Here is an 18,548-nt window from a genome sequence, read left to right as displayed (position 1 = left end):
ATGCAAGACAGATTTATTGAAGGGTGTGAGCAAGAGCAACTGCATCTTTCCGGCGCTATTCAGCCTCACGGGGCGCTGGTGGTGAGTGATCTTCAAGGACTTGTCAGCCATGTGTCGGCTAATTTGGCAAGCTTACTCGCTTTGGATACGCGTATAGAGCAGCTATTAGATCAACCGCTGCCCGATTTTCTTGAGGAGGTTCACAATATCGCCCCACCCCTTAACCAGGGGGAGCGCTATATTGGTCAAGGGAATGTTGGGCAGCAAGAGTTTGATGTGATCATTAGTCATAACGGCGAGCAGCTGATCTATGAGCTTTACCCAGTGGATGCTTATGCTGAACCTATGCCAATGGGGGGTGAAGCTTTTCCTGTGCCTGAAGACCGCCATGCGCTGGAAAATCAGTGCCAACAGCTATTAGTGGCCCTGCTGGCGCTAAGCGGATTCGATAGGGTGCACTATTACCGCTTTATGCCGGAAGGTGACGGTGAAGTAACGGCGGAAGCCCGCCAGCCGGAGGTAACTGGCAGCTATTTAGGACTGCGTTTCCCGGCCAGCGATATTCCTCAGGTGGCACGTCAGCTCTACTTACAAAACCCCTGGCGCTCTATTCCCCAAGCCAGCGCTGAACCTGCGGCCATTGTTGGTCGTGGCCAGTCATCAAATCCCAATCTTACCTGGGCTGATCTACGCAGCGTATCGCCTGTTCATCAAGAGTATATGGCCAATATGGGCGTTGGGTCGGCTATTTCTCTCCCCATTACCCAGGCCGGTGAGCTTGATGCGCTTATCTCGTGTCACAATGCGGTGCCAAAACAGTTAACGGTTAGCCAGTTACAGGCCATGAGTGCGCTTTCAGAAGCCTTTAATTTACGTTTGCGGGACTATAAAGCACGCCGGCGGTTACAGATATACGATGGATTGCAGCGCCAGTTTGATCACGCCAAGGCGGTGTTGATGCGCCATGGTGAGCTAGAGAGTGCTTGGCCCGAACTAAGTCGCTGGCTAATGGATACGTTTAGTGTTGATGGCGTTATTTTGCAGGTGGGAAGTGAGTGCCATCAAAGAGGAGCAGTGCTATCGGCTAGCGCTGTCAACGTAGTCGCCGAGGCAGCCAGGTTTGAAACGTCGTCCGTATGGATAAGCGATAATCTGCAACGCGATTGTGGCGATATGCCATTGAGTGAGATTGCGGGCGTTGCCGTAGTCAGTGATTTGCCTCTGGATCAGTATCACAACGTTAATCTCTATCTTTGCCGGCTGGAATACCTCTATGAAGTCACCTGGGGCGGTAATCCAGATAAACCTATCGACTATCGTGATGGCAACAGTGCGATTGCCCCGAGGCGATCATTTGAAGCCTGGGTGGAGCAGCGTGTGGGTCACAGCAGGCCCTGGTTTTCAAGTACTCGTATCTACCTGCTGAAACTTCGTGCCTTACTTCAACAGGCAAAGTCATTTAGCTGGACAACGAATGAGTAATCCAACGCTTAGCGAATGGTTGAAGCGAGAAACACGTGCCGACCATCGTCGAGTAGATCAGCACCCAGCGTTGAAACCACTGCTTAAGCGAGATTTAACACTGCCTGAGTATGCCACTGCGTTAAGCGCCCTTTATGTGCCGATAGCCAGCTTAGAAGAGGCGTTGAGTATTGGCTTAACCGCTCTCGGTGCTCATTACCCCCTCACTCAACGAGCAGCGCTGCTGAAGGCGGATATGGATCAACTAGGCCAGCATGCGAGCGTACCCCATTGCGCTTCGCTCCCTAAGAGTATGGCGAGCATCGTAGGCATGCTCTATGTGCTGGAAGGGTCGCGTTTGGGTGGTGCCATGATTGCCCGACACGTTAAGCGCGTGATGGGAGATCAGGTGCCACTGCGTTTTTTTACGACTCACCCTTTAGAGGAGGCGCAGTGGGCTGACTTTTGGCATTTCGCTGAGTATCACTGCCCGCCCCCTACCTGGCCTGCTGTATTGGCGGGGGCACAGCAGGCCTTTACGCTCTTTATGCAGGAGCTGGAGATGATTGAGCGTTAAGGCCCAACGCCCAAAGAATAAACGCATCTTGCCGCGCCGTATCATGCCAGGCTTTGAAACGCCCCGAGGCCCCACCGTGTCCGCTGCTCATGTCAGTACGCATTAGAACCGGCGCTGAACCCTGCTGCTGTAGGGATACTTGGGCATAAAACTTGGCTGGCTCCCAGTAGCTGACTCGGGTGTCGAACCAACTGCCCTCAATCCATAGGGCAGGGTATGCCTGCTCTTTAATATTATCGACAGGCGAGTAAGCGGCTATTCGTTCGGCGACCTCTGGTTCTTCAGGGTTGCCCCACTCGCTGTACTCTGCGGTCGTCAGAGGCAACTCCGGGTTCTGCATCGTGCGCAGTACGTCCAAGAAGGGCACATCTAGCAGCGCGGCACAAAACTTTTCCGGGGCACGATTAATGCAGGTGCCGACCAACAGCCCTCCAGCGCTGGCGCCATAGGCCGCTATGCGCTGTGAATCACTGACACCCTGCTCCACAAGCGCCTCCCTGGCGGCCAGGAAATCGTTAAAGCTGTTCTCCTTGTGGGCCATCTTGCCGTTTAAATACCAGGGTTCGCCGCGCTCGCCGCCGCCGCGCACATGAGCAACGGCAAAGGCCGCACCACGTTCAAGCAGTTCCAACCGGGCAATCGAGAACCAGGGGTCGAGCGCCTCGCCGTAGGCGCCGTAGCCATACAGCAGCGTGGGTAAGGGCCTATCCGCCAGGTCGGCGCGCATCACCACCGATACGGGCACTTGCTCGCCATCGCGGCTGGTTGCCCAAAGGCGGCGGCTGACTAGCTGCTCCGGCTGTAAATTGCCGTAAACAGGTACTCGTTTCAGCAGCGTTCGTTCGCCACTGGTTAGATCGAGTGAAAACCAGCTGGGCGGCTGGGTAAACGACTCTTCGCGCAGGCGCACTACCTGGGTATCGAAGTGCGGCGCATCTTCCAGCATCTGCGAACAGGGTTGTTCAGGTAGTGCCAGGGTCTCGTCCAGGGTGCAGTTGTGCTGGGCATCGAAAAGCAAACGCCGCAAACGCACTTGCGCCTGGGCATGGTCGCGCTCAGCCAGCATCAGCCCCCAAGAGAACGCATCAACCCCTTCCAGGGTAGCTTCTTCACGGTGGGCGATTAGGGTTTGCCAATTCAATTGGGACTGACCAAGCTGATTTTCGGGCAGGAAATCGAGCTGAAAGTGAGCGCCTGCTTGGTTGTGCAGGCGATAAAAGCTGCCAGGGCGGTGATCAATGTTGTACTCAACCCCTGGTTGGCGCTGTTGAATACACCGCGGTGCTGAATCAGGCGAGTGGGCGGGCAACAGGTGAATTTCACTGGTGTCTTTTGAGCCGCTTTCGAGCAGCAGCCACGACCGTGAGCGCGTTTTGCCGATGCCGAGCCAAAACTCTGGATCTTCTTCCCGTAGCACCAGAACTGGCTCTTTTGAGGCGCCAGGCTCCGTCAGCGAAAGTGAAAAGCGCCAAACGCTGTCGGGGCGCTGAGTGTCGTCAAAGCGAGTGAACAGCAGCGTCGCCGTGGTGGCAGTTTGATCTTCTGCCCAGCACAGCCCTGCGCCAATATCGCTTAACAGTTGCACGGGAGGCCCGCTTGGCAATGCTTTCATCCACAGGGTAAAACGCTCGTCGCCTTGAGTATCTTCTGTCCAGGCCAACCACTGCTCATCGGGTGAGAGTGCCATATCGCCCATGTCGTAAAAGTCGTGCTCGGCAGCGCGGGCTCTAACGTCAAAAAAGCATTCGTGCTGTTCAGGCTGATGGTTGGGGTGGCGCCACCAGCAGGGGTAATCATCCTCGGCACCGGTTTCGTTCCAGAACGTGAAGTGGTCAAGCGTTGTCTTAAGGCTGGTCACGGCTAATTCGCGGCGCGCCAGGTGACTCTGGTATAACGCTTCCTCCAGCGGGGCAAGCGGGGCAAACCAATCGGCTTGTTGCTGGTTGGCGGCCTCTAAAAAGGCGCTGACCTGTGGGTCATCGCGCTCTTCTAACCAGTGCCATTGCGGGTCATTAGCGCGATAATAGCGTGCAGCGGGTAAGCCTGAAGGTATGCCTTGCTGTGCTTTCATAAATTGATAGGTACCATAACGGGAAATCAACGTCGGGTGAACTCACCCATATGAGGGGTATTATGCTGTTTGCAAATTCAACGCCACTACTGTGGTTGAGTTATTACGGGCTGTCGCTGTTAGTGGTTGTCGCGGTCTATTTTGCGCTCACTTTTCTGCCTCGCTTGCCACGTCTTGTACTGACCTGGATGGTGGCAGGCGCGATATGGGCACCTGCCACTTTTCGGCTGCCGTTAATAGAAGAGGGTGAATTCTATACCGGTTGGGCACCTTCGGCGATGGTGGCAGCGGTTGGCTTTTTAGAAAACAACGGCTCGGCACTTCGCGGTGGGCTGATGTGGCTGGTGTTGGGGATGGCATTAGGCGCGCTTATCGGCGTTGCCCTGTGGTGGTGGCGCCGCCCTGGGGACGATGAGTATGCCGTCCAGGAAGAAGAGAGTGTCGATGAAAGCGAATCACCACGCCGTCGCGAACCGGTGATTGGTTGATGGCCGCTTTGAACAACATTTTGGTGTCTAAGCATGTGTAAAGCGTATGTGTGAACTGCTGGGTATGAGCGCCAATGTGCCCACTGATATCTGTTTTAGCTTTTCGGGCTTTTTGCATCGCGGTGGGGGCACCGGTCCTCATCGCGATGGTTGGGGAATTGCCTTCTACGAAGAGGGCGGTTACCGCGATTTTCGCGACCCCCATCCTTCCGTTGACTCCCCCATCGCCCGGCTGATTTGCGACTACCCGATTAAGTCCGATGTAGTGATCAGTCACATTCGCCAAGCTAACGTGGGGGGCGTAAAGCTTGCCAATACCCACCCTTTCACGCGAGAAATGTGGGGGCGACCCTGGTGCTATGCCCACAATGGCCAATTAAGTGGCTGGGAAAGCCTAGCATTAGGAAACTACACCCCGGTTGGCAGCACTGATAGTGAGCACGCCTACTGCTGGTTAATGGGGGAGCTTCGCCGCGAGTTTCCTGCCCCGCCCGCTGATCCCACAACGCTGTGGGAGCGCTTGCACCAGCTGTGTGAGCAGCTAAGAGCGCTGGGCGTGTTCAATATGTTGCTCTCCGATGGAATCTATCTGTATACATTTTGCGCTACGAAGCTTGCGCATATTACTCGCTGCGCGCCCTTCGGCGAGGCGGAACTCTCCGACGCTGAGATGACGGTGAATTTTGCCGAACATACCACGCCTAACGACATCGTTTCAGTCATTGCCACTGAACCGCTCACGCACAATGAAGCCTGGCAGCGCATGGTGCCGGGTGAGCTATTGGTCTGGCGCGATGGAGAAATTCAGGCGCGTTACTGTCCATAAATAGACGATCTACTAAATTGGAATGAGGGAAGTAGCAGCGCATCAATTGAACTCGACTATGGGCTAAAGTTGAAACGCCAGTTTCAATCGATCGTTTTACAGCCTGTTAGAGGTCGTATATCGTTGGGCTTCTTAACCTATTTTCAGATAGAACCTAGCGACAACAACAAGGTCGGTGACTTACGCCGACGCTAATAGCGGAGATTGCCCATGAGCGAACACGCCAACGCCGCCGTTTTACGTGGCCCAGCGCTTGAAGGGTTGGATCAGTACGATTCAGTCACGGATGTTTTTCATACCGCAGTAGAACGTTTTAAGGACAAGCCTGCATTTTCCTGTATGGGGAAAACGCTGACCTTCGCCGACCTTGATCGCCTTTCCGCAGACTTTGCCGCTTGGCTGCAGCACGAAACCGACCTCGTTCCCGGTGATCGAATTGCCATTCAGTTGCCCAACGTACTGCAGTTCCCAGTAGCGGTATTCGGTGCACTGCGTGCAGGCTTGGTCGTGGTTAACACCAATCCGCTGTATACCGAACGGGAAATGGCCAACCAGTTCAAAGACTCCAACGCTAAAGCCATTGTGATTTTGGCCAATATGGCCGACAAGCTGGAGAAAGTGCTCGATAAAACAGATATCAAACACGTTTTAGTCACTCAGTTAGCCGATTTGCACGATGCTCCAAAGCGCTGGCTAATCAATGCAGTGGTCAAGCACGTTAAGAAAATGGTACCTGCCTATTCACTGCCTAATGCTGTGGGTTTTCGCGGTGCATTGAAAAAAGGTGCCTCGCTAAGCCATACCGAGGTGAATAGAAGTCCCGACGAGTTAGCCGCACTTCAATACACTGGAGGCACCACGGGTATGCCCAAAGGTGCCATGCTGACCCATCGCAATCTCATCGCCAATATGCTGCAAGCGCGGGAAGCGATTGGCCCTCATCTGACCGATGGTGAAGAGCTGGTTATCGCACCACTGCCGGTTTATCACATTTATACTTTTACGGTTAACTGCCTGTTTCTAATGGAAACCGGTAACCACTCTTTGCTGATCACTAACCCTCGCGACCTGGATGGTTTTGTCAAAGAGCTCAAGGGGCTGCCCTTTACCGCTTTTATCGGCCTCAATACGCTGTTCAATGCGCTGTGTAATCGCGACGACTTCAAGCAGCTCGATTTTTCCAAATTGAAGCTAACGATCTCCGGCGGCATGGCGCTGACCAAAGCAGCGGCGCAGCGTTGGGAAAAAACTACCGGTTGTCCAATCGCGGAAGGGTATGGTCTGACCGAGACTTCTCCCATTGTCAGCTTCAACCCCACCGACGCGATTCAACTGGGTACAATCGGTAAGCCAGTGGCAGGCACCGCGGTTAAAGTCGTCGACGTCGATGGTAATGACGTTGCGATGGGCGAGCCGGGAGAGCTTTGTGTCCAAGGGCCGCAGGTGATGAAAGGCTACTGGCAGCGCGAAGACGAAACCCGCGACGCCATCGATGAGAATGGCTGGTTCCACACCGGCGACATCGCTGTGCTACAAGATGATGGCTACATCCGCATCGTTGATCGCAAAAAAGACATGATCCTGGTTTCTGGCTTTAATGTTTACCCCAACGAAGTTGAAGATGTGGTGGCAGCCCACCCAGATGTACTTGAATCGGCTGCGGTCGGTGTGCCAGATGAAAATGCTGGTGAAGCCATCAAGCTGTTTGTGGTCAGTAAAAATGATCAGCTAGATGAAAAAACGCTACGTGACTGGTGCAAAAAAGAGCTCACTGGCTATAAGGTGCCCAAGATCATTGAGTTTCGCGATGAGTTGCCCAAAACCAACGTAGGCAAAGTGCTCCGCCGCCAGCTACGCGACGAAGAGCCCTCAAAAACGTAACCGTTAAATGACGACTCGGCGCTGTGGTTAGGCGTCGCGGAGCTGAAAGCGTTACACTATACGACCCGCTCAATTGAGCGGGTTGATTTTTTATATTTGTTATTAATATCTCTTGTTAATGCCCAAGCGAATGGAAGCCGACTCAATCGTGACCACCGACACATCCCCAGCCCCCACCGATAGCCAACGTCTTGCGTCGCTGAAACAGGTCGCGGGCGATGTGATGCTGCGCGATGCAGAGCGGCTGGAGCGGCGGCTGGCCGGTTTAAACCGTCGTCTGCGCGATAACAAGCCGATTAGCCGTGGTTTGGACGAAGTGGAGCGTGAGTTTAGCCGCTCCCAGCAGCAGCTTAGCCAGCGCGAAAGCCAAAAGGTCGCCCTCAACTATCCGCCAGAATTGCCGGTGGTCGAACGGCGGGAAGATATTCTCAACGCCATCCGTGACCATCAGGTGGTGGTAGTGGCTGGGGAGACCGGCTCAGGCAAAACCACCCAGTTGCCTAAAATGTGTTTAGAGCTGGGTAGGGGCCGCCGTGGCTTAATTGGCCACACTCAGCCGCGTCGCTTGGCTGCCCGCAGTGTCGCCGGTCGTCTGGCGGAAGAGCTGGAAGTCTCTTTGGGCGAGCAGGTGGGCTATCAGGTGCGCTTCACCGACCAGAGCAGCCCGACGACCTTGGTTAAGCTGATGACCGACGGGATCTTGCTGGCCGAAACCCAGCATGATCCGCTGCTGATGCGTTACGACACCATCATTATTGATGAAGCCCATGAGCGCAGCCTGAATATCGACTTTCTGCTTGGTTACCTCAAGCGTTTGCTCCCCAAACGGCCCGACCTAAAAGTCATCATTACCTCGGCGACTATCGACGTGGAGCGCTTTGCCAAGCACTTTGGCACCGCCAAAACGCCCGCTCCTGTGGTGGAAGTCACCGGGCGCACCTATCCCGTAGAAGTGCACTACCGGCCGCTGGTGCGCGACGAGGACGATGAGGAAGACCGCACGCTTCAAGAGGGCATTCTGCACGCGGTGGAAGAGATTGAAGCCATTGAGCGCGAAAAAGGCTGGCTGCACGGCCCACGGGATGTGCTGGTGTTTTTACCGGGTGAGCGCGAAATTCGTGAAACCGCCGATACTCTGCGCCGTGCCGAGCTGAAAGGCACCGAAATCCTGCCCCTTTACGCACGGCTCTCCAACGAAGAGCAGAACCGCGTGTTTGCGCCGCACCGCGGCCGGCGCATTGTACTCGCCACCAACGTCGCGGAAACGTCGTTGACGGTGCCTGGAATTCGCTATGTGATCGACCCAGGCCTCGTGCGTATCAGCCGCTATAGCTACCGTTCCAAGATCCAGCGACTGCCGGTAGAAGCGGTTAGCCAGGCCAGTGCCAACCAGCGTAAAGGGCGCTGTGGGCGGATTGCCGAAGGCGTGTGCATTCGCCTCTATAGCGAAGAGGATTTTCTCTCCCGACCCGGCTTTACCGACCCTGAAATCCAGCGCACCAACCTGGCCTCGGTGATTCTTTCGATGCTGGGGCTCAAGCTCGGCGATATTGAGGCCTTTCCGTTTGTTGATCCGCCGGATAGCCGCTTTGTTAAAGACGGCTTCCGACTGCTGTTCGAGCTGGGCGCGGTGGACGAAAAACAGCGCCTTTCTCCGCTCGGACGTAAGCTGGCGCGGCTGCCAATTGACCCACGCCTAGCGCGTATGGTGCTGGCGGGTGTCGAATTCGGCAGCCTGCGAGATGTACTGATCGTCGTCTCGGCGCTGGCCATCCAAGACCCCCGTGACCGACCAGCGGATAAGCGCCAAGCCGCTGACCAAGCTCACCAGCGCTGGCACGACCCGGATTCCGACTTTGTCGCCTTGCTGAACCTCTGGCACGGTATTGAGAATGCCCGCGAAGCGCTGTCGGGTAATCAGTTGCGCCGCTGGTGCCGTGAGCACTACATCAACTACCTGCGTATGCGCGAATGGCACGATACCTTCCGCCAACTGCGCCAACTGCTGCGCGATATGGATATCGACGTGCCCGCGCCGCCGCCCCGCAATGAAGACGAGAGCGAAGAGCAGGCGCGTCAAACACGGCGTAAAACGTCGGGCAAGGTGCATCAGGCGCTACTCTCGGGGCTGCTCTCCAACCTGGGGACGTTGGTCGAGAACCGCGAGTATCTCGGCGCCCGCAATCGCAAGTTTATGATTCATCCAGGCTCTGGGTTGGCCAAGAAGTCGCCCAAGTGGATCATGGCGTTCGAGATGGTGGAAACCTCCAAACTGTTTGCTCGCACCGTGGCCAAAATCGATCCGCAGTGGATCGAACCCCAGGCGCAGCATCTGGTGAAGCGCAGCTACAGTGAACCGCATTGGGAAATGAAACGCGCGCAGGTAGTGGCCTTTGAACAGGTCACGCTGTTTGGTCTGCCGATTGTGGCGCGGCGCAAGGTACATTACGGGCCAATCGCGCCTCAGGAGTCCCGGGAACTGTTTATTCGCCGTGCGCTGGTGGAAGGGGAGTTTCAAACCAAAGGGGCCTTCTTTGCTCATAACCGCGCGCTAATCGATGAAGTCGAAGCGCTGGAAGACCGCGCTCGGCGGCGAGATATTCTGGTCGATGAAGACACGCTCTATGACTTTTACGACCAGCGGATTCCGGCGGAGATCGTCAACGGCAAGGGCTTTGAGCACTGGCGCAAGCAGGCCGAGCAGCAGGAGCCGGAATTACTGCATTTCGATATTGATTCGCTCAAAGCGCGCGATGCTGATGACGTTACCCAGGCGCAGTATCCTGATCATTTAGTTCTGGCGGGCGTTGCGTATCCGGTCAGCTACCACTTTGACCCTGAAGCCGAGGATGACGGTGTTACCCTGACCGTTCCCGCCGCCATGGTGCCCCAGGTGCCGGTGCACGCTCTGGAGTGGCTGGTGCCTGGGCTGTTGCGTGAAAAGTGTATTGCGCTGCTCAAATCGCTGCCCAAAAGCATCCGCCGTCAGGTGGTACCGATTCCCGATTGGGTGGATGCAGCGCTGGAAACCCTGGTTCCCGATCAGCGTCCGTTAACCGAGGCGTTAGGGGAGTTTATTCGCCGCCGGACATCGACGCGGGTGCATCCTGACGATTGGCGCCTAGACTTGCTCGAACCGCACCTGATAATGAATATTCGCGTGGTCGATCACGCGGGCGAAATCTTAGGGCAGGGGCGCGATCTGCGCGCCTTGGAGCAGCGTTTTGAAGCGGCAGCCAGCGCAGGCGCCCAGGCCCTGGCTGAACAGGTTAGCCACGAACCCGCCGTTGCCGGGCTTCCCAAGACGCCGCTGCCTGCTTCACGGGTCACCACCCAGGCAGGCATTCGCGTAGAGGCGTATCCTGCATTGGTTGCCGAAGCCAGCGAGTTCAAAGTGGCGCTGTTTGATCACCCTGCAAAAGCTGACGCCGCCCACCAGGAGGGCATTGCCCGGTTGGGCATTGCCAGGCTTCCCGAGCAGGTTAAAGCGATTAAGCAACTGCCGGGTGTTGAGAAGTGCGCGCTGCTGTTCGCCAAAGTGGGCAGTAAACAAGCCTTGATCGACGATCTGCTGCTAGCGGTGTTTACCCAGGTAGTGGCTCAGCACCCCCTGCCACGCTCTGAAGGTGAGTTTAGCCAGCGCCTCGACGCTACTAAGAACCAACTCGTGGACGAAGCGAAAGCGCTTTTGATACGCGTAGAGGTTGCGCTAAAAGGCCACCTGGCGGTTAGTAAGGTGCTCAAAGGGAAGCTTAATTTTGCCCTGGCGCTGGTGTACAGCGATGTTAGTGCACAAATGCAGCGCCTGGTCTATCCAGGTTTTATCCGCGATGCAGGTGCCTGGCTGGATGAATACCCGCGCTACACAGAGGCGGCGCTCATTCGGCTTGAGAAAGCCGCCCGGGAACGCGGCCGCGATCAAATGATGATGCAAGACGTCCAAGCATTAGAGGCCCGTTTTGATGCGCGCCGGGAAAGTGAGCGACGCGGAAGGGTGGAAGACCCGGAATTGGTCGCTTTTGGCTGGTGGTTGCAAGAGCTTAGGGTATCGCTATTTGCGCAGCAGTTGGGGACTAGCATGGTGGTGTCGGTAAAACGATCGGAAAAACGCTGGCAAGAGATCACTAGTGTTTAGCTAGGGGTTGAAAAAGTTGCTGGAAAAACCGCTATTTTACGCACACAGTAACGGGATGGGTTCGCCGTAAGTCACGCGCTAGCCATTGTTGGCCGGTCACGTCGGCAAGCCGCTTAGAGGAGATTGGCATGACACATGTGGTGATAACCGGTACAGGACTCTATACACCGGAACACGCCATTGATAATGCGGCCCTGGTGGCGGCATTTAATGCTTGGGTAGATAGCGACAATGAACAGCACGCCGCAGCCATTGCAAGCGGCGAGCGCGAACCGTTGGCCCACTCGAGTAGCGAGTTTATCGAAAAAGCCTCGGGTATTAAGAGCCGCTACGTGCTTGATGCATCTGGCATCCTTGACCCACAGCGTATGCGGCCTAAACTGCCGCAGCGGGGCAATGACGAGCCCTCTATTCAGTGCGAGATGGCGACCGCTGCCGCACAGCAGGCGCTGGCAACTGCCAAGGTCGATGCTGCCGACATTGAACTGGTGATCGTGGCCTGCTCAAACCTGGAGCGTGCCTACCCCGCCGTGGCGGTCGAAGTACAGCAGGCCCTGGGAACAAGCGGCTACGGGTTTGATATGAATGTGGCCTGTAGCTCTGCGACATTTGCCCTGGAAACGGCTGCCAACGCCATAGCCGCTGGCAGTGTTAAGCGCGCTCTGGTGGTCAATCCGGAAATTTGCTCGGCGCATCTTAACTTCCGAGACCGTGACAGCCACTTCATTTTCGGCGATGCTTGTACCGCTGTGGTACTAGAAAATAGCGCCGTGGCGGTTGCTGATGAGCAATTTGAAATTCTCGGAACTCGCTTGGCCACCCAGTTTTCCAACGCGATCCGTAATAACGCAGGATTTCTTAACCGCGTAACGGACAGTGACCCGCTGGCTTTGGATAAGCTGTTTGTGCAGGAAGGGCGACGTGTGTTTAGGGAAGTTTGCCCGATGGTGGCTAAATTGATCACTGATCATTTGGCCTCTTTAGAGTTGACCGGTGGCGATCTTAAGCGCATGTGGCTACACCAGGCTAACCGGCATATGAACGATTTAATCGCCCGTAAAGTATTGGGCTATGACCCGAGTGAAACACAGGCGCCGATCATATTGGATCGTTACGCCAACACCAGTTCAGCGGGTTCTATCATCGCTTTTCACCTCCATCGCGAGCAGCTTGTGGAGGGCGATATTGGTGTGATTTGCTCCTTTGGAGCAGGTTATAGCGCGGGCAGCGTGGTCATCCGGCGTTTGTGAGTGTGTTGCGGAATTGAAAAAAGGAAAAAGTCATGTGGCAGTGGTTAAATAAAGAGAAGCCAGCACTTTCGCTGCGTAGCAAAGGGTTGCCACTACTGCTGGTGACGTTACTCGCAACCGGCGGCTGTGCCAGCACGCAAATGGCGGAAACGGCTGCTCCCGAAGACCCGTGGGAGGGCTTTAACCGCAAGGTGTTTGCGTTTAACGATGTGTTGGATCGCTATGCGCTCAAGCCGGTGGCAAAAGGCTATCGCGCTATTACCCCTGATCCAGTGGAAACGGGGGTGGGTAACTTTTTCTCCAACTTAGGTGAAGTGCGTACTGCGCTCAATAGCGTGCTGCAGGGCAAACCGGCCAACGCGGGTCTCGCCACATCCCGTTTTTTGATTAACTCTACGGTAGGTGTTGGCGGGCTGTTTGATCCTGCTACTCGGATGGAAATTGCCGCCGATGAAGAAGATTTCGGCCAGACGTTAGCGGTATGGGGATGGGAAGATTCGCGTTATCTGGTGTTGCCTTTCTTCGGCCCAAGCACGCTGCGGGACACCACTGGTATGCCCGCTGATATGGCAACGTACCCCGTTACCTATGTAGAAGACGATACCGTTCGAGTAAGTCTTACCGCACTCAATGTGATCGATATTCGAGCGGGCCTGCTTGACCAGGAAGAATTAATTCGCGGTGATCGCTACCGTTTTATTCGTGACGCTTACTTACAGAGTCGCCAATTTGAGGTGAGCGATGGAGAATTGGGTGATGATCCCTTTGCCAGCGAAACCTTCGAGTTTGATGACAGCGATTTTGAAGACAGTGGCTTCGACAACAGTGACCAGAATGACAGCGACTTTGGTGGCGAAGAAGTCACCGATTGAGGCATATGATGGATCATTCTAAGCAGTTGATCGCGGTAATCGACGAACCCGGTCGTGAACGCGATGCGCTGGCTGAAGCGATTACCTGCGACGGTATGTGGGTGTTTGCCGCTGAAGATATTGAGCGTTTACCCGCTAACACGGCGTTCATTGTTGCTCATGCCCGAGCGGTTCCCAGACAGCAGTGGTCGCAGTTGACACGCCGCCTACCCACGCTGGTGGTCAGCGACTCGCGCCAGGACGCCGACTTGATCAAGGCCATTGATGTAGGGCTGGTGGATTATATTGTTCATCCACTGCGTCACGCTGAGTTGTTGCGTCGAATGATCCGCAAGGCCATTGAGCTTAACGAGTTGGCGTTGGAGCGCGAGCGTGACCATGCACGGCTGGCGGAGTTAAATGAGAGCCTGGAGACACACTTGGCGCTGCTGCGGATGGATCAGCAGAGCGGGGGGCACATCCAGCGGCGTTTATTACCGCAACGCCCCAAAGTGATTAACGGGGTCTTTTATGACTACGTTTTTGCCCCATCACTCTATTTATCCGGTGATTTCTTAGATTATCAACGCTATAACGAGCGTTACAGTGCCTTTTATTTCGCTGATGTATCGGGGCATGGCGCTTCGTCGGCGTTTGTCACGGTGCTGCTGAAATATTTATGTAACCGCTGGCTGAGTGAGTGGGATGGCCAGCACCCGGAAAACTTGCCGCCTGATTGGCTAAAGGCGATGAACCGTGAGCTGCAGGGCACCGATATTGGTAAACATGCCACCTTATTTGTCGGTGTTATTGACCATGAGGCTCATACTCTTCACTATTCGCTCGGCGCGCAGCTTCCCATGCCCTTGTTGGCGGCAGAGGGTGAGCTACGCCGTTTAGATGGCGAGGGAATGCCGGTAGGCCTTTTCCCCGATGTGGAGTATCCTTCGCTGAGTTGTGCATTGCCGAATAAATTTCGTCTATGGCTCTGCTCAGATGGAGTATTGGAATGCTTGCCGGGTAAAACGCTCGACACGCGGCTCAAGGAGCTTGAGCAATTAGTAAGCGAGAGTGTCACGCTTGAGCAGTTGCGCAACCGGCTAGCAGAAACAAACACACTCCTTGCAGAAGGAGATGCGGAGTTTGATGCCAACCAAGAGCGCGATGCTTTACCCGATGATATTACAATCATGATGGTGAGCGGATTTGGTCATGCTGATTGAAGAAGGCCGCATTAAAGCGGCGTTCGATTCTGGTGTTTTTGTTCTAAAACTGTGTGGCGATGTGCGCTTGACGCTTTGCGCCACGCTGGATACCCAAGCCCAACGTCTCGCAGAGACGCCGGGGCTGCGTGCTGTATTGATTGACCTACGTGAAGCCACTAACGTGGACTCAACGGCGCTTGGCTTTCTGGCCAAGGTGGCGATGGCGGTGAAAGGGCGCCTGGAGCAACCGCCAACGATTATTGTCGATAATCCTGACGTGCGGCAGATGCTCGACGTGATGGGCTTTGCGCGCTTTTTTACGTTGATGGAAGCGCCGCTACAGCAGGCGACCACGCTCAATAATGAGCTTGAAGAGCTGCCCCAAGAGCCTGCTGATGAAGAAGGATTGCGCGATCGGATATTGGAAGCCCACCGCATTTTGATGCACATGAACGAGCATAACCGTGAGCAGTTTCAGCCACTGGTTGACATGCTTGAGTCACAAGACGCCACCCCGCGCCACTAATATCCCTCATCCTGATAAGCCCCTGGTCGCTTCCAGGGGCGATCTACTGATAGCCTCCAATCCCGACAAATGTTTTCAAATCGGCTATGATTAGCGGCCTATCTATTTCAGTGCATACACTATCGCCTTAAGGAGACCCATGGATCTTAATCCTCGCCGGGTAGCACTGTTGGTGGCCGCCAATACTGCACTGGCGCCCTTTGCTATCGACGCTTATTTGCCTGCCATGGGTATCATTGCCGAGAGTATCGGCGCCAGTATTCATCGTACTGAACTCTCCATCAGCGTATTTTTGTTTGGCTTTGCGCTGGGCCAGCTCTGCTTTGGCCCGCTTTCGGATCGTATGGGCAGAAAGCCTGTGCTTCTAGGTGGGCTGGTGGTGTTTATGCTGGCGAGCCTTGCTATTACGCTGGTGGACAGTTTGCCCACGCTGCTGCTCTGGCGGTTTATCCAGGCACTGGGTGGAGGAGCTTGCGTGGTCAATTCGGCGGCGATTGTGCGCGACTGCTTTAGCGGGCGCGAGGCCGCTAAAGTGATGTCCACCATGGCAATGATTATGATGCTGGCGCCGCTGGTGGCGCCAGCTGTGGGCAGTTTGCTGCTGCATGTGGCTGGCTGGTGGCTGATTTTTGTGTTCTTAGCCATCTATGCAGGTTTTTTACTCTGGCTGTTAGGCACGCGTCTGCCTGAAACCCGCGACATGTCGTTGCCTGCCGCGTCACCACGGCAGGTAGTACGCAACTACGCCAGTGTGCTTACGCATCGTGAAGGCATGGGCTATATCTGTGCGGTAGCGGCTTCCTTTGCAGGTCTTTTTGCCTTCGTGACCGCTTCGCCGTTTCTCTATCTCGACTATTTTGGCCTCTCGCCCGGCACCTATCCGCTTGTGTTTGGGGTCAATGTGGTGGTGATTGCGCTCTCTAACCGGGTCAATATTCATCTGCTCAGCAAGCGTACTCCCCAGCAGAATTTGCGTTTAGGTTTGCTTGTACAGCTGGTGGCAGCGCTTGGGTTGGTAGCGGTAACCGCCCTGGACATTGCGTCGCTAGTGATCGTGGTGCCGTTAATTATGCTGTTTACCGGTATGATCGGGCTGATTACGCCCAACGCGATCTCGTCGTTATTGGATCATTTTGGCCATATCAGCGCCACGGCAACAGCGCTACTGGGTGGTATTCAGTTTACTTGCGGCGCCCTCGCGGGAGTGATGGTAGGACTATTCGAGGTTGAGCACTTATGGCCAATGGTGCTCACCATGCTGGGCGCTGCATTGCTAGGCAATATCGGTGTGCGCAAACTGACTAAAGCACCCGCTGCGGATGGATAGTTTCTCAAATGGGCAGGGTGTATGGGCAGGGCGTATTGATAGGGCGTAAGGATAGTTTGAATGGATAGCATGCTGGCCTGGGTCAATATGTCGATGAGCACATGGTTAGCTTGCTCCGCTGTGCTGTTACTGGGGGCTTTTGTGCAGCGGGCTACCGGCTTCGGATTGGCTGTCATAGGCGCGCCGCTATTGTTAATGCTTGAGCCTCGTCTGGTGCCGGTTATTCTGGTGCTGTTTGGTTTTACCGTCTCGCTGATGATGGTGCGTCACTACTGGCACGAGGTGCGTCTGGATTCCATTGGCATGGCGTTGGTGGGGCGCCTACCCGGCAATGCGCTGGGTATTTGGCTGCTACTTGCCGCACCCATGTTTGTGTTAGAGAAGCTAATTGCGGTCATTGTCCTGTTTGCAGTGTTTGTCACCTTGTGCCGCTTTCAACTGCCGGTAAACCGAATTACGCTGTTTGGCGCTGGGGTGCTCTCCGGTATTTTCGGCACCGTTGCGGCGATTGGTGGCCCGCCCATCGTACTTTTAATGCATGCCCTACCGGCAGATCGTGTGCGCGGTAACTTGGCCGCCTTTTTCATTTTAACCTCCATGTTGACCTTGATTACCCTTGCCTTGGCTGACCAGATTCAGCTCTGGCATTTCCAGGTCGCGCTTACCTTCCTGCCCGCAGTATTAATCGGTAATGCGTTGGCAGATGCCATTGCCCACCGCTTGGATAGACGCCTACTGCAAGGGGTCTCGCTGGCGTTATGCACCTTCGCCGCGCTAGGGCTTTTATGGTGATGTGGGGCCTGAATGCTTCTCCATAGCGAAAACTTTTTCACGTTCTGCTCTCTGTCATGAAGTTGTCATGGAACCAGTGCAAGGTGTGTCTTGCGAAGGTTAGATCCCTACATGAACAGGAGTTTTTCGCATGAACCGTATTCTAAAAACCACCGTTATCGCGGCTGCTGTAATGAGCGTTGCCGGTGTTGCCCAAGCCCGTGATCAAATCCGTATCGTGGGCTCCAGTACCGTTTACCCATTTGCCAGCTACGTAACTGAAGAGTTTGGTGCCACTACCGGCAACCCGACACCCGTTATCGAATCAACCGGTTCGGGCGGTGGTTTGCGTCTGTTCTGTAACGGTGTTGGCGAAGGCACGCCAGACATTACTAACGCTTCACGCCGCATGAAGGTAGCAGAGTTTGAGCGTTGTGAAGAGAATGGCGTCACCGATATCACCGAAGCCAAAATCGGCTCTGATGGTATCGTGCTTGGTCAATCAAGCGAAAACGATGACGTTGCTTTAACTCGTGAGCAGATCTTCATGGCGGTAGCTGCCATGGTGCCGGTTGACGGTGAATTGGTTGAAAACCCCTACACCAACTGGAGCGAGATCGACTCAGCTCTGCCCGATCGCGAAATCTCCATCTATGGTCCGCCAACGACTTCCGGTACACGTGACGCTTTTGAAGAGCTAGTGATGGAAAGCGCCTCTTCAGACATGGAAATTTATGGCGAAGAAGGCTACACCGATATTCGCTCTGACGGTGTTTACATCGATGCTGGTGAAAACGACAACCTGATCGTTCAGCGTCTATCAGAAGACACTGGCGCCTTTGGTATCTTCGGTTACTCCTTCCTAGAAGAAAACATGAACACCATCAGCGCTGCTACCATTGACGGTGTGGCGCCTGAAGCTGAAGCAATCAGCTCGGGTGACTATCCTATCGCGCGCTCACTGTGGTTCTACGTGAAGAACCAGCACGCTGAAGAAGTTCCGCCGATGTACGATTACGTCGACATGTTTATGAGCGAAATGATGATTGGCGCAGATGGTTACTTGAAAGATATCGGCTTGATCGTGCTGCCGGAAGACGAGCGTGAAGAGTGGCGTCAGGCTGTCGCAGATCGCACTACGATGTCAGTAGACGTTCTTAAGTAATTCGTTAAGTTAGA

The 18,548-nt window shown here is 55.0% G+C and carries 14 protein-coding genes; 13 read left to right on the top strand and 1 reads right to left on the bottom strand.

Annotation, left to right across the window (positions count from 1 at the left end; genetic code table 11):
- Together QEN58_RS12065 and QEN58_RS12060 are read left to right on the top strand one after the other, a co-directional pair.
- Positions 1–1,482, top strand: coding sequence for a GAF domain-containing protein (locus tag QEN58_RS12065; protein ID WP_280103898.1), 1,482 nt, complete (start codon positions 1–3; stop codon positions 1,480–1,482).
- Complete coding sequence (locus QEN58_RS12060; RefSeq protein ID WP_280103897.1) at positions 1,475–2,038, top strand: biliverdin-producing heme oxygenase; 564 nt, start codon at positions 1,475–1,477, stop codon at positions 2,036–2,038. The genes QEN58_RS12065 and QEN58_RS12060 overlap by 8 nt, the downstream gene beginning before the upstream one ends.
- On the opposite strand, the gene QEN58_RS12055 is transcribed toward QEN58_RS12060, so the two are convergent.
- Positions 2,007–4,109, bottom strand: a complete 2,103-nt coding sequence (locus tag QEN58_RS12055) for a S9 family peptidase (RefSeq protein ID WP_280103896.1) — start codon at positions 4,107–4,109, stop codon at positions 2,007–2,009. The genes QEN58_RS12060 and QEN58_RS12055 overlap by 32 nt on opposite strands.
- A gap of 62 nt (positions 4,110–4,171) precedes the next feature.
- On the opposite strand from QEN58_RS12055, the gene QEN58_RS12050 reads away from it, so the two are divergent.
- The 11 genes from QEN58_RS12050 to QEN58_RS12000 all read left to right on the top strand — a co-directional run bounded on the left by QEN58_RS12050 (position 4,172) and on the right by QEN58_RS12000 (position 18,534).
- Positions 4,172–4,597, top strand: a complete 426-nt coding sequence (locus QEN58_RS12050) for a hypothetical protein (RefSeq protein WP_280103895.1) — start codon at positions 4,172–4,174, stop codon at positions 4,595–4,597.
- Between the two features lie 46 nt (positions 4,598–4,643).
- The gene (locus QEN58_RS12045) at positions 4,644–5,423 is read left to right on the top strand and encodes a class II glutamine amidotransferase (protein ID WP_280103894.1); all 780 of its coding nucleotides are present in this window, start codon (positions 4,644–4,646) and stop codon (positions 5,421–5,423) included.
- Positions 5,424–5,633: 210 nt separating this feature from the next.
- Entirely contained in the window at positions 5,634–7,304 is a 1,671-nt protein-coding gene (locus tag QEN58_RS12040) for an AMP-binding protein (RefSeq protein ID WP_280103893.1), read from the top strand.
- A gap of 130 nt (positions 7,305–7,434) precedes the next feature.
- On the top strand, positions 7,435–11,439 hold the full coding sequence (hrpA, locus tag QEN58_RS12035; RefSeq protein ID WP_280103892.1) for an ATP-dependent RNA helicase HrpA: 4,005 nt from the start codon (positions 7,435–7,437) through the stop codon (positions 11,437–11,439).
- A 128-nt stretch (positions 11,440–11,567) separates the two neighbouring features.
- Positions 11,568–12,689, top strand: coding sequence for a beta-ketoacyl-ACP synthase III (locus QEN58_RS12030; RefSeq protein ID WP_280103891.1), 1,122 nt, complete (start codon positions 11,568–11,570; stop codon positions 12,687–12,689).
- A 32-nt stretch (positions 12,690–12,721) separates the two neighbouring features.
- Positions 12,722–13,561, top strand: a complete 840-nt coding sequence (locus QEN58_RS12025) for an MlaA family lipoprotein (protein ID WP_280103890.1) — start codon at positions 12,722–12,724, stop codon at positions 13,559–13,561.
- Positions 13,562–13,569: 8 nt separating this feature from the next.
- The gene (locus QEN58_RS12020; protein WP_280103889.1) at positions 13,570–14,763 is read left to right on the top strand and encodes a PP2C family protein-serine/threonine phosphatase; all 1,194 of its coding nucleotides are present in this window, start codon (positions 13,570–13,572) and stop codon (positions 14,761–14,763) included.
- The gene (locus QEN58_RS12015; protein WP_280103888.1) at positions 14,753–15,271 is read left to right on the top strand and encodes an STAS domain-containing protein; all 519 of its coding nucleotides are present in this window, start codon (positions 14,753–14,755) and stop codon (positions 15,269–15,271) included. The genes QEN58_RS12020 and QEN58_RS12015 overlap by 11 nt, the downstream gene beginning before the upstream one ends.
- Positions 15,272–15,410: 139 nt before the next feature.
- The gene (locus tag QEN58_RS12010; protein ID WP_280103887.1) at positions 15,411–16,598 is read left to right on the top strand and encodes a multidrug effflux MFS transporter; all 1,188 of its coding nucleotides are present in this window, start codon (positions 15,411–15,413) and stop codon (positions 16,596–16,598) included.
- Positions 16,599–16,658: 60 nt separating this feature from the next.
- Positions 16,659–17,390, top strand: a complete 732-nt coding sequence (locus QEN58_RS12005) for a sulfite exporter TauE/SafE family protein (protein ID WP_280103886.1) — start codon at positions 16,659–16,661, stop codon at positions 17,388–17,390.
- A 130-nt stretch (positions 17,391–17,520) separates the two neighbouring features.
- A complete protein-coding gene (locus QEN58_RS12000) occupies positions 17,521–18,534 on the top strand; it encodes a substrate-binding domain-containing protein (RefSeq protein WP_280103885.1) in 1,014 nt (337 codons plus the stop codon).
- Positions 18,535–18,548 lie beyond the last annotated feature (14 nt).

This window comes from Halomonas alkaliantarctica (assembly GCF_029854215.1).
Classification (GTDB): domain Bacteria; phylum Pseudomonadota; class Gammaproteobacteria; order Pseudomonadales; family Halomonadaceae; genus Vreelandella; species Vreelandella alkaliantarctica_A.
This window is presented reverse-complemented; position numbering and strand designations above follow the sequence as displayed.